The sequence below is a fragment of the Pseudomonas sp. PSPC2-3 genome (genome assembly GCF_049898265.1).
In the GTDB taxonomy this organism is placed as follows: Bacteria; Pseudomonadota; Gammaproteobacteria; order Pseudomonadales; family Pseudomonadaceae; genus Aquipseudomonas; species Aquipseudomonas veronii.
In genome coordinates this window covers 277,120-290,614 of the sequence record NZ_JAFCXJ010000013.1, presented here as the reverse complement: position 1 = coordinate 290,614, position 13,495 = coordinate 277,120, and the positions used below count along the sequence as shown (strand labels likewise).

Sequence of the window (13,495 nt, the reverse complement as noted above, 5' to 3'; positions counted from 1 at the left end):
ATCGACGCCACCGGCAAAAGTAAAAAGCTGCGCTGGAACCCGTTCGGGCAACTGGTCGAGCATGTCGATTGCTCAGGCTACCCCACGCGCTTTCGCTACGACGAGCGCGGCTATTTGCACGTCATCACCGACGCCCTCGGCGAACGCACTCAATTCAGCTATGACGCCAACGGGCGTTTACTCAACAGCCAACTGCCGGACGGGCGCACCGAGCAATATCAGCGCGATGCCAGCGGTCAGTTGGTGGGCTATACCGATCCCGCCGGGCACACCACGCTCTACCAGCACAACCGTCGCGGCCAGGTACGCCAGCGCACCGACGCCCATGGACGACAGGTGCAACTGGGCTATGACAGCTACGGGCGACTGCAAGCGCTGACCAACGAGAACGGCGAACGTTATCGGTTTGCCTGGGATGCCGGGGATCGGTTGACCGAGCAACAAGATCTTGACGGCAGCGCCAAGCGCTACGACTACGACCGGCTGGATAACATCACGGCAGTGACCGCCGCTGCGGCGCCCTATGGCAATGGCTTGGCGATAGTTCCCGAGGATCCACCGGCCCCCATCATTCATCGGCTGGAGCGCGATGCGGTTGGCCGGTTGATTGCCAAGACCACCGACGATGGCCGCACCCACTACAGCTACGACGCGGTAGACCAGCTAACAGCGGTCACCTTCACCGACTTGCAGGGCAATACCCAGGCACTTTGTTTCGCTTACGACGCCCTTGGCCAGTTGCTTGCCGAACAGAGTTCAGCGGGCACTCTGCACCACCACTACGACGAACTCGGCAACCTGATCCAAACGCAACTGCCCGACGGCCGCTGGCTCAATCGCCTGTACTACGGCAGCGGCCACCTGCACCAGATCAACCTCGACGGCCACGTCATCAGCGACTTCGAACGCGACCGTCTACACCGCGAAGTGCTGCGCACCCAAGGCCAACTCAGCACCCGCAGCGAATACGACCGCAGCGGCCGCCTGCGCGCCCGCCAGCGCCGCCACGCCAGCCAGCCCTCGTTGATGCCGGCGGCCGCGCAAAAGCACTTCGAGTACGACCCCGCCAACAACCTGATCAGCCGCCGGGAAGACGAACACCTCGAACTGCTGCACTACGACGCCACCGGCCGGATTATCGCTACCCAGGACAACACTCAAGGTCAGCGCGAAACCTTCGCCTACGACGCCGCCGCCAACCTGCTCGACGGCCCGCAACCCGGCGCCGGGCTGGTGGTGCATAACAAACTGCTGACCTACCAGGACAAGCGTTACCGCTACGACGGCTTCGGCCGAATGATCGAAAAGCGCAGCGCCAAACGCGGCGTACAGCGCTTTGCCTACGATGCTGAACACCGCTTGATCCAAGTGCGCAGCCAAAAAGGCGAGCGAGAAACGGTTGTGAACATGACCTACGACCCGCTCGGTCGACGCATCACTAAAACCGAACACGACAGCCGGGGTTATGCGCTGGGAGAAACCCGCTTCACCTGGGATGGCCTGCGCCTGCTGCAGGAGCATCGGCATAGTCAAACCAGCCTGTATCTCTATGAGGACGATGGCTACACGCCGCTGGCCCGGATTGATGGCGTGGGCGAACACCAGAGCGTGCGCTATTACCACAACGACTTGAATGGGTTGCCGGAGCAACTGACGGAAGCTGATGGGGAAACGGTGTGGCGGGCGACTTATCGGGTGTGGGGGAACACGGCAGAAGAGGTGCGTGAGCCTTACTACATTGAAGAGCAGAACCTGCGGTTTCAGGGGCAGTATCTGGATCGGGAGACGGGGCTGCACTACAACACGTTCAGGTTTTATGATCCGGATATCGGACGATTCACCACGCCTGACCCGATCGGGTTAGCGGGCGGATTGAATCTATATCAATATGCTCCGAACCCTTTCGGGTGGGTCGATCCCAAAGGATTGGCGTGCAGTACCTACAAGGGAAAACTGAATCAAAAAGCATCGCAGATGCACGCACTAACTAAAGGTTCAAAAGAGTGGAAGCAAGCGGTTGCAGATAGCAAGATGGCTATGGCAAATGGGGGGAAATTTCAAGTTAAGGTGAAATCAAGCTCAGATGCAAAATTTTTCTTGAAAGAATCGCAAGGCAATATGAACCGTTACAAGGCTCATACCCAAAGCGCCCGCGCCGACGGTGTAGCAAAATACCCAAAAGGTTACGAGCAGCATATGGCTCCAGAGGGCGGCTTCGGGGATACACCTCACATCAAGTGGTATAAAAATGGAGGGGATGGTCATATTTTTTATGACATCCCAAACTAAAATGAAAAACAGCTATCGCTTTGAAAAACTTATAAAGTCGGAATTGGGCCCAACCGAAAGTAGGGAAGATATCTACTCAATGATGCAAAAGCCGATACTGTACGGGGATATGGTAAAAATTTTCGACTCGCTTGCAGATATGAAGTCATATTTAAATTCGGACTGCTACTACGTGGCACATAATTTAACCGCACGCAAAGGAAAAAAAACAATCTTCAAAGGAAGGTTGTATAAAGCAAAAAAGGACGACTTGTTGAATTTTATTTTTGAGGCCATAGATTCAGATGAATTGAGGGAGTTATTAATTTCTCCAATCCAAGCACATCAAAAGAGAAAAGTATTCTACTGCTCGGAAGATGTATTTTACATGTACACAGAAAAACAAGTCTAGACTGGGGCAGTATCTGGATCGGGAGACGGGGTTGCACTTCAATACGTTCAGGTTTTATGACCCGGATGTGGGGCGGTTTACGACGCCGGATCCGATTGGGTTGATGGGGGGGATTAACCTCTATGCCTATGCAAAAATCCAATCGAATGGGTAGCCCCCCTCGGGCCAACTTGCATTAAAGCCTTTAATAGAGGGAGAAACATTTCTAAAAAATGGACGAGCAAGCTTTCCGGCAAAACGCCTCAGTGACCACTACACAGCAAGTTGAAGCGTCGTTATTGAAAAAAGGCTATACCAAAAGCATCACAAATTTGAACACCAACAAGACTCAGCACACCCAAGTTACTAGGACGACAAAACCCGGAAACAAGGATGTCCTGGACTACCATCCGGGCGGAGGCGTCCACCAACCCAGCTACTGGAAAGTCTACCGGAATGGGGAAGTCCAAGGACGCGTAGTTCCAACAGATTTTGTAAAGTACGAAAAAATTGTCGATAGTCCAGTTTTTGTAGACGGGGCATTAGTGAATGCTCCGAAATAGAGATAGTTATGAATTTGACTAACGTAATAGTGCCAAAAGTTTCGATCGGCGGAATAGCCATTGGAGAAAGCATTACACAAGTACAAGCACGTCTGTCAGATAAGTACAAAACCCATAACAGCCCCGATTCATTCACCATCGACAACGGGTTTATTACGGCGTATCACGGCGTCGATGGCGTCATTTCTGCTATCTCTTGCAATACTGCTTTCAAGGGTAATTATGAAAATATGCTATGGCCGGGAATGACTGTAGCCGATGTCCTAAGGCTCTCCAAAGAGCAAGTGGCGTGGGCGGGTTTCGTACAAATTGACCAAGTCAACGGCATAGGCCTCTCGCTGCCGGAGGAATACGATGACTTCGATTCGTTGACCGATCATTTTGATCTCGACTTTGTATTTAGTGAGCTTTGGGTTTATGACTTTTAGAATCGTGGTCGCCCTCGCGCTGGCCGGGGCTCAACCGGCCTTTGGGATCAGTCCTACAATTCACTCAGAAATGACCGATGACGACCGCACCGAATACGTCTACGACCCACTGGGCCAACTGCTCACCGAACAAAGCGCCGCTGGCAACCTAAACCATCACTACGACGAACTCGCAACCTGATCCAGACCCACACCGCCAACTCCTCACTACGACGCCACCGGTCGTGTTGATAGGGGGCTGACCCTGAAGGCTCCAACAACCCATCTTCTCGCAGCGGACGAAGTCTGACCGTAGAAGCAGCAAGATCATCAACATGGCATCTCAGCGCCATTTCAAAAAACGTTTTACGTTTCGCCACTTAGTACGCTTGAGATTTACATCAAGTAACTGAGAGACCTGCTGCAAGAACTGTTGATTACTACAGCCAAAATACTGCTCGGAAAAGCAAAGCTCATAGTCAAACGGAGCGGCGTTTTTCAGGCCCGTAGCGGTGAGGTTTGCTTTCAGGTAGCGTCCAATATCTCTTTTGAGCATAAAAGATGCGAAGCGTGATCGGCTATCAACATACCCCTTCACAATATCCGAAAGCGCCGTAGGCGCGACGTTTGACTCGGCGTCGACGAGCCATGCGCCTACGCCATCTGCCACTTCACCATACATGAAGCTTTCTAGATACCCGTAAGCCATTGACTGCCTCAAAGGATTGGGAACGCCGTCAAAATATACATGGGCATATTGTTGAATTCTGCATATTTTATGACCACTCGCACTTTAGTCATCTCAATGACGGTTGCAGGCGATCGTGGGCGAATGCCCCAACCCACGATTTGACCAAGATCCGCCTCAAGGGTGTATACACTTGAGCGCATCTTAACTTTCGACATGAAGATTACTTTGAGTTTGTTCCTTTGCAATACCTGACTGACAGCCCATTCTGCCTTCTCAGCATTACCGAACGTGGAAATGCTCTCGGCCCCAGGCATTTTCAGCGCCCTCTTTTGCAAAAACTCAAGTGGCTTGTCGACATGAACGCTATAGGCATGTCCGCCCCCGAGACTCTTAGGTGCATGCAACGGTCGCTCACTGACGTTCAGTGTCATCCGCCCTGCTCGGATGGAGGAAACTCTGAAAGCGTTGTAGAGATTAGCAACGGAGAGCGGAACGGCGAACTCCATAGCCAATCCCATCCCCTGCCCCACTTGCGCAGACGCGCCTAAGCCGTTTGCCATTGCCTGACCAGATTTATAGGCATAAGAGTCAACGGTAAGGCCTGTTAGCAATTGGGCGCTGCCCGCTGCCAATTGGTCGGCAGCGTGAATGCCCATGGCAGCACATCCCACCTTAGTGATCATCGTAGGTTCGGGTATTGCACAGAGCACGCCAGCTCCTCCCAACTCGATAATCCCACCAACAATACGCAAACCTCCAAATATACGATTAGTCGCAATTTCAGTGGCACTCAAAGATTCACGCTCCAAAATTGCTGCCATCTGCACTTGGCTTATGACAACACTAAACTCTCCTTCTTGAGACACCTAAGTCCTACCTTGCTATCAACGATGCGGGGACGCAGATTAGCAAGAGGCTTTAATGCCTTAGCGCTCGCGTTATTAATAAAGACGCGGACTACGTAGGCAGTAGCAAACCGCCTACATTTTATCCAGGAGAGACCGCAACCATTGCACCACCTGGTTCCTACGATACGTCTATAGACCACCTACTTCAGCAGTAACGCTTCTGCCCCCACCCCAGAAAACCGTCCAACAACTGCTTCAACACCCCCCGCGTCGGCCCCGCCAGATCCTCGCGATAACGAAACGGCTCGAACTCTTCCATATACGTGCTCTGGCACAACTCCAACTGCACGGCATGAATGTTCTGCGCCGGGTTGCCGTAATGCCGGGTGATATGCCCGCCCTTGAAGCGTCCGTTGAGCACATGGGTGTACTGCGGATGCGCGGCGCAGATGGCTTCCAGTTGGCTGGCCAGCCCAGGGTCGCAGGCGGCGTTGTTGAAGGTGCCGAGGTTGAAGTCCGGCAGTTTGCCGTCGAACAGGTGCGGGATCACCGAGCGGATCGAATGTGCGTCGAACAACAGTGCGTAGCCGAATTCGGCCTTGAGCCGCGCCAGTTCGTCTTGCAGGGTGCGGTGATACGGCATCCAGATCTGCTCGAGGTAGGTGGCGCGCTCTTCCCTGGATGGCGCCAGGCCTTCGCGGAACAATGGCACACCATCGAACAGGATCGACGGGTACAAACCAGTGGTGGCGCCGGCGTACAGCGGCGTGTCGTCGGAGGGCCGGTTCAGGTCGATGACAAACCGCGAGTACTCCGCCGCCAGGGTGCTGGCGCCGAGTTCTTCGGCAAAGTCATACAGCGTGGGGATATGCCAATCGGTGTCCGGCAGGCTTTGTGCCTCGGGGATCAGCCCGGCCTGCACGGCAGGCGTCAGGCGCAGGCCGGCGTGGGGCATGCTGATCAGCAGCGGCACGCGGCCTTGTTTGAAGTTCAGAACGTTATCCACAGTGCGACTCCTTAAACAGTGACATCGACGCCGTGGCGCACGACGCGTTTTTCAAGCTCGCCGCCCAGCCAGTAGGCCAGGTCGGCGGGACGATCGATCTGCCAGGCGACAAAGTCGGCGACCTTGCCCACTTCCAGCGAGCCATGGGTATCGCCCATGCCCAGCGCGGTGGCGGCATGTTGGGTGGCGCCGGCAAGGGCTTCTTCCGGGGTCATGCGGAACAGGGTGCAGGCCATGTTCAGCATCAGGCGCACCGACAAGGCCGGTGAAGTACCGGGGTTGAGGTCGCTGGCGATGGCGATCTTCACCCCGTGCTTGCGCAGGGCGTCCATCGGCGGCAGTTGGGTTTCGCGCAGGAAGTAGAACGCGCCCGGCAGCAGCACCGCGACGGTACCGGCAGCGGCCATGGCGATGGCGTCGTCTTCGGTCATGAACTCCAGGTGATCCGCCGACAGCGCCTGGTAACGCGCGGCCAGGCTGGAACCGTGCAGCGACGACAGTTGCTCGGCGTGCAGCTTCACCGGCAGGCCGAGTTGCCGCGCGACCTTGAACACACGCTCCACCTGCGCCGGCGAGAACGCCAGGTATTCGCAAAACGCATCCACCGCGTCCACCAGCCCTTCCGCGGCCAGGGCCGGGAGCATTTCGCTGCAGATGTGATCGATGTAGGCGTCGGCGCGGTCCTCGTACTCCGGCGGCAACGCATGGGCGGCCAGGCAGGTGGCGCGCACGCTGACCGGCAGCGCATCGCCGAGGCGCCGAATCACCCGCAGCAACTTGCGCTCGTTGGCCAGGTCGAGGCCGTAGCCGGATTTGATCTCCACCGTGGTCACGCCGTCGCGCAGCAAACTGCGCAGGCGCTTGTGGGCGCTTTCGAACAGTTCATCCTCGCTGGCGGCGCGGGTGGCGCGCACGGTGCTGGCAATACCGCCGCCCTGGGCGGCGATGTCGGCGTAGCTGACGCCTTGAAGGCGTTGCTCGAATTCACCACTGCGGTTACCGCCGAACACCGTGTGGGTGTGACAGTCGATCAGCCCGGGGGTGACCCACGCGCCGTGCAGGTCATGCACCTGGGCGTAATCCGCAGCCGGCATTTCGCTGCGCGGGCCGATCCACTCGATCAGCGAACCGGCAGTGACCAGGGCGGCATCCTCGATGATCGAGTAATTGCCGTGGGCCATGGTTGCGATGTGGCAGTGTTGCCAAAGGACTTTCATCAATGCCTCCCAAGGTGGTCGCTGTTGCCTGTAGGAGCGAGCTTGCTCGCGAAAAACCTCAACGATAACGCGTGCTACTTGATAGCTCGCGGCGCCTGGGGGTTCTTCGCGAGCAAGCTCGCTCCTACAGGGGCGGAGGGTTTTTCAAAGGCTCGGCAGCAACTTGGCCGGCACCAGTTCATTCAGGCAGCGGCTGGCGAGCAGTTCAGTGGCGGCGATGATGTCCGGGGCGAAGAAGCGGTCTTTGTCGTAGAACGCCACTTTGCCACGCAGGGTAGCGCGCGCTTTTTCCAGCTTCGGCGAGGTCTTCAGGCCTTCGCGCAGGTCCAGGCCCTGGCACGCCGCCAGCCATTCCACCGCCAGGATGCCCCGAACGTTTTCAGCCATTTCCCACAAGCGCTTGCCCGCAGCCGGAGCCATCGACACATGGTCTTCCTGGTTGGCCGAGGTCGGCAGGCTGTCGACGCTGTGGGGATGGGCGAGTGCCTTGTTTTCGCTGGCGAGTGCCGCGGCGGTCACCTGGGCGATCATGAAACCGGAGTTCACCCCGCCATTGCCCACCAGGAACGGCGGCAGTTGCGACATGTGCTTGTCCATCATCAACGAAATACGCCGCTCGCTCAGCGAGCCGATTTCAGCGATGGCCAGCGCCATGTTGTCGGCGGCCATGGCCACCGGTTCGGCGTGGAAGTTGCCGCCGGAGATCACGTCGCCTTCGGCGGCGAATACCAGCGGGTTATCCGACACCGCGTTGGCCTCGATCACCAGCACCTCGGCGGCCTGGCGGAACTGGGTCAGGCAGGCGCCCATGACTTGTGGCTGGCAGCGCAGGGAATAAGGGTCTTGCACCTTGTCGCAGTTCTGGTGCGACTGCGACACCTGGCTGCTTTCGCCCAGCAGGTCGCGGTAAGCCGCCGCCGAATCGATCTGCCCACGCTGGCCGCGCGCGGCGTGAATGCGCGCATCGAACGGCGAGCGCGAACCCAGCACCGCTTCCACGGTGAGGCTGCCGCACGCGAGGGCACCGGCGAACAGATCCTCGCCCTCGAACAAGCCCCGCAGCGCATACGCTGTGGACACCTGGGTGCCGTTGAGCAGCGCCAGGCCTTCCTTGGCGGCCAGGGTCAGCGGGGTGAGACCGGCGATTTTCAGCGCAGCAGTCGCCTCCAGCCATTCGCCTTGGTAGCGCGCCTTGCCTTCGCCGAGCAGCACCAGGGACATATGGGCCAAGGGCGCCAAGTCACCGGAGGCACCGACCGAGCCTTTGAGCGGGATGTGCGGGTACACCTCGGCGTTGATCAGCGCGATCAGCGCGTCGATCACCTGGCGGCGAATCCCGGAAAACCCACGGCTCAGGCTGTTGACCTTGAGCACCATGACCAGCCGCACCAGCGCATCGCTGATCGGCTCACCGACGCCGGCGGCGTGGGACAGCACCAGGGAACGCTGGAGGTTTTCCAGGTCTTCGCTGGCGATGCGGGTCGAGGCCAGCAGGCCGAAACCGGTGTTGATGCCGTAGGCGGTGCGGTTCTCGGCGAGAATCTGCTCCACGCAGGCCACACTGGCGTCGATCTGCGCAGTGGCGCTGTCATCCAGATTGATCGTTACCGGCTGCTGGTAGATGGCCCGCAGTTGGGCAAGGCTCAGTTGGCCCGGAATCAGAGTTAGCGCAGTCACATTCATGCTCCTTGGAAATTATTGTTCAGTGCAATTCGGGAAAAGTCTGCTGCAGCAAAGCGCTGTGCTTGAGCAACGCGGCGGCGGTCGCGATGTCTGGCGCCAGCCAGCGGTCTTGCGCGTAAGGCGCGACCTGTTCACGCAACAAGCGCCAGGCGCGGTCGGTGCCCGCGCCGAAACGCTGGTCCTTGAGAAACTCGAAGGCCTGGGCCGCCAGCAGGTACTCGATGGCGAGGATCTGGGTAACGTTGGCCAACAGTTGGTGCAGCTTGAGCGCGGCGTTGGTGCCCATGCTCAGGTGATCTTCCTGCAGGCCCGAGGTGACGAAATTGTCGAGCACCGCCGGCTGCGCCAACTGGCGGTTCTGCGCGCACAGGGAAGCGGCGACGTACTGCACGATCATCATCCCGGAGTTGACCCCCGGGTCGCTCACCAAAAACGCCGGCAAGCCGCTGACGTGGGGGTTGATCAGGCGGTCCAGACGACGTTCGGCGACCGAGCCGATCTCGGCCATGGCAATCGCCAGCATATCAGCGGCCAGCGCCACGGACTGCCCGTGCGGGTTGGCCTGGGACACCACGCGATAGCTGTGCGGCGTGCCGAGCAGCAGCGGGTTGTCGGTGGCGCTGTTGAGTTCGGTCTCGATCTGGCGGGTCGCGTGTTCCACCTGGTCGCGCGCCGCGCCGTGGATCTGCGGGATCGAGCGGATGCTCAGCGCGTCCTGGGTGCGGATGCCCTGGCTGCTGGCGATCACTTCACTGCCGTCGAGCAACGCACGCAGGTTGATACCGACCTGCTGCATGCCGGGGTGCGGTTTGAGGGCGATGATTTCGGCGTCGAAGGCATCGATCTGGCCGCGCTGGGCCTCGAAACTCATGGCGCCGATCACGTCGGCCCATTGCAACAGTTGATGGGCGTCGGCCAGGGCCAGGCAGCTCAGGCCGGTCATGCACGGCGTGCCGTTGACCAGGCACAGGCCGTCCTTGGCGCCGAGCACCACCGGCTGCAAGCCTTCTGCGCTCAGGGCCTGTTGCGCCGGGACGATCCGGCCGCGGTAGCTCACGTCGCCAATCCCCAGCAACGCCACGCCGACATGGGCCATATGGGTCAGGTAACCCACCGAACCCTGGGACGGCACCTGCGGCGTGATGCCGTGGTTGAGCAGCGCCAGCAGCGCATGCACCACCTGCGGATGCAGGCCGGATTTGCCGTGGCTGTAGTTGATGATCGCCGCGCAGATGATCGCGCGGGTCTGTTCGTCGCTGAGCACCGGGCCGACGCCACAGGCGTGGCTCAACAGCGTGTTGCGCGACAGTTGGCTCAGTTGCGCGCCCTCCAGCGGCACATTGCACAGCGCACCCAGGCCGGTGTTCACGCCGTAGGCGCGCTCACCGCTGGCGACGATGCGCTGCACAATGGCCTGGGCATTGTCGATGCGCGCCCAAGCCTGGCCCGAGAGTTCGAGCACCGCGCCGAAGCGGGCCACGGCGACCACGTCCTGCCAGCGCAGGGGGGTGTCGGCGATGATGATTTTTGCTGCCTGGGACATCTTCATACCTTCTTGAGTTCTTGTGCAGCGTTACTGGCCCTATCGGGAGCAAGCCCCCTCCCACCTTTGGAATGCATCCCCCTGTGGGAGGGAGCTTGCTCCCGATGAGGCCAGCAGCCTCCCCACATAATCCGGATCAAACCACCGCCGCCCGCCGCTGAACGAACCGATCCACATACTCATCCGCCGGCGAATGCAAAATCTCCCGCGGCGTGCCGACCTGGATCAGCTTGCCGTCCTTGAGGATCGCAATGCGGTTGCCGATACGCACCGCCTCGTCGAGGTCGTGGGTGATGAACACGATGGTCTTGTGCAGGGTCTTTTGCAGTTCGAGCAACTGGTCCTGCATCTCGGCGCGGATCAGCGGGTCGAGGGCGCTGAAGGCTTCGTCCATCAGGATGATGTCGGTGTCTGCCGCGAGGGCGCGGGCCAGGCCGACCCGCTGGCGCATGCCGCCGGAGAGCTGGTGCGGGTATTTGTTTTCGTAGCCTTTGAGGCCCACGGTTTCGATCCAGTGCAGCGCGCGCTCGGTGCAGACCTGCTTGGTTTCGCCGCGCACTTTCAGGCCGTAGGCGACGTTGTCGAGCACGTTCTTGTGGGGCAGCAGGCCGAAGCTCTGGAACACCATGCTGATCTTGTGTCGACGGAATTCGCGCAGGGCTTGCATGTCCAGTTGCAGGATGTCTTCGCCGTCCACCAGGATCGCGCCGCTGGTGGGGTCGATCAGGCGATTGAAGTGGCGCACCAGGGTCGATTTCCCCGAGCCCGACAGGCCCATGATCACAAAGATCTCGCCGGTGCCGACGCTCAGGGACAGGTCGTTGACGCCGACCACGCAACCGGTCTCGGCCAGCACCTGATCCTTGGTCTTGCCCTGGCCGATCAGCGCCAGCGCGTCCTTGGCGCGGTTGCCGAAGATCTTGAAGACGTTTTTCACTTCGATTTTGCTGACAGTAGTCATTTGCTCGCCTCATGCCGTGGACGACCATAGGCCTGGGTGATGCGGTCGATGACCACGGCGAGAATCACGATGGCCAGCCCGGCTTCAAGGCCGCGGCCGACGTTGAGGGTCTGGATGCCGACAAGGACATCTTCGCCCAGGCCGCGGGCGCCGATCATCGAGGCGATCACCACCATCGACAACGCCATCATGGTGGTCTGGTTGATGCCAGCCATGATGCTCGGCAGCGCCAGCGGCAGTTGCACGCCGAACAGCTGTTGCCAGCGATTGGCGCCGAAGGCGTTGATGGCTTCCATGACTTCGCCGTCGACCTGGCGAATCCCCAGGTCGGTCAGGCGGATCAGCGGCGGCGCGGCGTAGATCACCGTGGCGAAAATCGCCGGCACCTTGCCCAGGCCGAACAGCATCAGCACCGGGATCAGGTACACGAAGCTGGGCATGGTTTGCATGATGTCGAGCAGCGGCATCAACACCGAACGCAGGCGATTGCTGCGCGCCGACAGGATGCCCAGCGGAATGCCGATCAGCACCGAGATCAGCGTAGCGACCAGCATCAGGGCCAGGGTCTGCATCAGTTTGTCCCACAGGCCGACCGCGCCCACCAGGAACAACAGGCCGACGATCACCGCGGTAGTCACCACCTTGCGCGTGGCGTGCCAGGCCACGGCGCCGACGATGGCCAGCATCAGCCACCAGGGCGCGGCGCGCAGCAGGCCCTCGAGGTTGACGATGGCCCATAGCAGGGTGTCGGAGATGTGCCGGAACACATCGCCGTAGTTGGTCACCAGCGAATCCACCCAACCGTTGACCCAGTCGGCGATGGAAAACGTAAAACTCTCAGGAAACATAGCGTGCTCTCGATCCAGTGGGTTGTGGCCAGGCGCCCGGCTGCCCCTCAGGGTAGTCGGGCGCGCATGACCTACAAGGCCGCGTCGATTTTCTTGGCGGCGTCTTCGCTCACCCAGGCGTGCCAGATTTCAGGGTGTTCCTTGAGGAATAGTTTCGCCAGTTTCGGCGACTCGATTCGCTCCTTGGCCATGCGCCCCAGGTTCTGGTTCAGCAGGTCGATGGGCAGGTTGACCTTTTCCAGCACGGCCACCAGTTCCGGTGCCTGTTCGTGGAAGGTCTTGGACAGGCCGACCTTGATGCTCACGCTCTTATCCACGCCGGGTTTTTCTTCCAGCTTGACCAGGTCGACCTGGCCCATCAGCGGCGTTGGCGACCAGTAGTAGAACAGGATCGGCTCGCCGCGCTTGTAGCTCGACAGCACCGCCGCATCCAGCGCCGGGCCGGTGCCAGGACGGAAGTTGGTGTAGCTGCTCTCCAGGCCGTAGCTCTTGAGCATCGCGCTGTTGTCCAGCTCGCAGGTCCAGCCGGCCGGGCAATTATAGAAGCGGCCTTTGGACGGCTCTTCCTGGTCCTTGAACACCGCGGCGTACTTGGCCAGGTCGGCGATGTTTTTCAGGCCCGGCGCCTTGGCTTCCAGCTTGCGCTTGGCATCGCCTTCGATCACGTAACGCGGCACATACCAGCCTTCGATCGCACCGACAATCGGCGCGCCGACACCGACGACCTTGCCGGCCTTCTCGGCCTTGTTCCACACCTCGCTGCGGCCGACCCACTCTTCGGCAAACACTTGAATGTCATTGCTGCTCAGGGCGTTTTCCATGGTGATCGAATTACCCGGCAGGCTGTCGGTCTTGCAGTCGTAGCCCTTTTCCATAACGGTTTGCAGGATGTCAGTGAGCAACATGCCGCTTTCCCAGTTCAGGCCGGCGAATTTCACCGGTTTACCGGACTCGCACCAACCGGCCGCCTGGGCACCGGCGCTTGCCAGCAAGCCCATGGACAGCAATGTGGTCAGCAGGGTCTTGTTCGATTTCATTGTGTGACGCTCCTAATCATGAGTTGGCTTAC

Annotated in this window: 13 protein-coding genes and 1 pseudogene; 5 read left to right on the top strand and 9 right to left on the bottom strand. The window is 59.5% G+C overall.

Going from position 1 to position 13,495, the window contains the following annotated elements; genetic code table 11:
• The 5 genes and pseudogenes from ACP7E3_RS28490 to ACP7E3_RS28470 form a co-directional block, all read left to right on the top strand.
• Nucleotides 1-2,289 (top strand): RHS repeat-associated core domain-containing protein (locus tag ACP7E3_RS28490; RefSeq protein ID WP_426125097.1); only part of this gene is annotated, 2,289 nt, incomplete at its 5' end.
• Nucleotides 2,273-2,680, top strand: coding sequence for a hypothetical protein (locus ACP7E3_RS28485; RefSeq protein WP_227778768.1), 408 nt, complete (start codon nucleotides 2,273-2,275; stop codon nucleotides 2,678-2,680). The genes ACP7E3_RS28490 and ACP7E3_RS28485, both read left to right, overlap by 17 nt.
• Nucleotides 2,679-2,845 (top strand): annotated as a pseudogene (locus ACP7E3_RS28480) (RHS repeat-associated core domain-containing protein); the annotation flags it as partial. The gene ACP7E3_RS28485 and the pseudogene ACP7E3_RS28480, both read left to right, overlap by 2 nt.
• Before the next feature lie 385 nt (nucleotides 2,846-3,230).
• Complete coding sequence (locus tag ACP7E3_RS28475; RefSeq protein ID WP_057003621.1) at nucleotides 3,231-3,650, top strand: hypothetical protein; 420 nt, start codon at nucleotides 3,231-3,233, stop codon at nucleotides 3,648-3,650.
• Complete coding sequence (locus ACP7E3_RS28470; protein ID WP_132849963.1) at nucleotides 3,640-3,831, top strand: hypothetical protein; 192 nt, start codon at nucleotides 3,640-3,642, stop codon at nucleotides 3,829-3,831. The genes ACP7E3_RS28475 and ACP7E3_RS28470 overlap by 11 nt, the downstream gene beginning before the upstream one ends.
• 141 nt (nucleotides 3,832-3,972) lie before the next feature.
• Here the strand turns inward: ACP7E3_RS28470 and ACP7E3_RS28465 are convergent, their stop codons facing one another.
• From ACP7E3_RS28465 to ACP7E3_RS28425, 9 genes are all read right to left on the bottom strand, one after another.
• Entirely contained in the window at nucleotides 3,973-4,311 is a 339-nt protein-coding gene (locus ACP7E3_RS28465) for a hypothetical protein (protein ID WP_132849964.1), read from the bottom strand.
• Between the two features lie 35 nt (nucleotides 4,312-4,346).
• The gene (locus ACP7E3_RS28460; protein WP_057003619.1) at nucleotides 4,347-5,186 is read right to left on the bottom strand and encodes an RNase A-like domain-containing protein; all 840 of its coding nucleotides are present in this window, start codon (nucleotides 5,184-5,186) and stop codon (nucleotides 4,347-4,349) included.
• Between the two features lie 187 nt (nucleotides 5,187-5,373).
• On the bottom strand, nucleotides 5,374-6,174 hold the full coding sequence (hutG, locus tag ACP7E3_RS28455; RefSeq protein ID WP_108526621.1) for an N-formylglutamate deformylase: 801 nt from the start codon (nucleotides 6,172-6,174) through the stop codon (nucleotides 5,374-5,376).
• Nucleotides 6,175-6,185: 11 nt separating this feature from the next.
• Nucleotides 6,186-7,391, bottom strand: a complete 1,206-nt coding sequence (gene hutI / locus ACP7E3_RS28450; protein WP_169881400.1) for an imidazolonepropionase — start codon at nucleotides 7,389-7,391, stop codon at nucleotides 6,186-6,188.
• A gap of 144 nt (nucleotides 7,392-7,535) precedes the next feature.
• Complete coding sequence (hutH, locus tag ACP7E3_RS28445) at nucleotides 7,536-9,074, bottom strand: histidine ammonia-lyase (RefSeq protein ID WP_017849903.1); 1,539 nt, start codon at nucleotides 9,072-9,074, stop codon at nucleotides 7,536-7,538.
• 19 nt (nucleotides 9,075-9,093) lie between these two features.
• On the bottom strand, nucleotides 9,094-10,617 hold the full coding sequence (locus ACP7E3_RS28440; protein ID WP_046385361.1) for an HAL/PAL/TAL family ammonia-lyase: 1,524 nt from the start codon (nucleotides 10,615-10,617) through the stop codon (nucleotides 9,094-9,096).
• Between the two features lie 136 nt (nucleotides 10,618-10,753).
• Nucleotides 10,754-11,578: a quaternary amine ABC transporter ATP-binding protein gene (locus ACP7E3_RS28435; RefSeq protein ID WP_079442670.1), complete on the bottom strand. Its 825-nt coding sequence runs from the start codon at nucleotides 11,576-11,578 to the stop codon at nucleotides 10,754-10,756.
• Entirely contained in the window at nucleotides 11,575-12,426 is an 852-nt protein-coding gene (locus ACP7E3_RS28430; RefSeq protein ID WP_046384990.1) for an ABC transporter permease, read from the bottom strand. Before ACP7E3_RS28430 ends, ACP7E3_RS28435 begins: the two co-directional genes overlap by 4 nt.
• 71 nt (nucleotides 12,427-12,497) lie before the next feature.
• Nucleotides 12,498-13,463, bottom strand: a complete 966-nt coding sequence (locus ACP7E3_RS28425) for an ABC transporter substrate-binding protein (protein ID WP_046384991.1) — start codon at nucleotides 13,461-13,463, stop codon at nucleotides 12,498-12,500.
• Between the last annotated feature and the right edge of the window lie 32 nt (nucleotides 13,464-13,495).

Excerpts from the sequence above, each read along its gene's own strand:
- ACP7E3_RS28425 (WP_046384991.1), bottom strand. The coding sequence starts at position 13,463 with ATGAAATCGAACAAGACCCTGCTGACCACATTGCTGTCCATGGGCTTG.
- ACP7E3_RS28485 (WP_227778768.1), top strand. The coding sequence starts at position 2,273 with ATGACATCCCAAACTAAAATGAAAAACAGCTATCGCTTTGAAAAACTT.
- ACP7E3_RS28430 (WP_046384990.1), bottom strand. The coding sequence starts at position 12,426 with ATGTTTCCTGAGAGTTTTACGTTTTCCATCGCCGACTGGGTCAACGGT.
- hutI (WP_169881400.1), bottom strand. The coding sequence starts at position 7,391 with ATGAAAGTCCTTTGGCAACACTGCCACATCGCAACCATGGCCCACGGC.
- ACP7E3_RS28470 (WP_132849963.1), top strand. The coding sequence starts at position 3,640 with ATGACTTTTAGAATCGTGGTCGCCCTCGCGCTGGCCGGGGCTCAACCG.
- ACP7E3_RS28465 (WP_132849964.1), bottom strand. The coding sequence starts at position 4,311 with ATGTATGGTGAAGTGGCAGATGGCGTAGGCGCATGGCTCGTCGACGCC.
- ACP7E3_RS28435 (WP_079442670.1), bottom strand. The coding sequence starts at position 11,578 with ATGACTACTGTCAGCAAAATCGAAGTGAAAAACGTCTTCAAGATCTTC.
- ACP7E3_RS28440 (WP_046385361.1), bottom strand. The coding sequence starts at position 10,617 with ATGTCCCAGGCAGCAAAAATCATCATCGCCGACACCCCCCTGCGCTGG.
- hutH (WP_017849903.1), bottom strand. The coding sequence starts at position 9,074 with ATGAATGTGACTGCGCTAACTCTGATTCCGGGCCAACTGAGCCTTGCC.
- ACP7E3_RS28475 (WP_057003621.1), top strand. The coding sequence starts at position 3,231 with ATGAATTTGACTAACGTAATAGTGCCAAAAGTTTCGATCGGCGGAATA.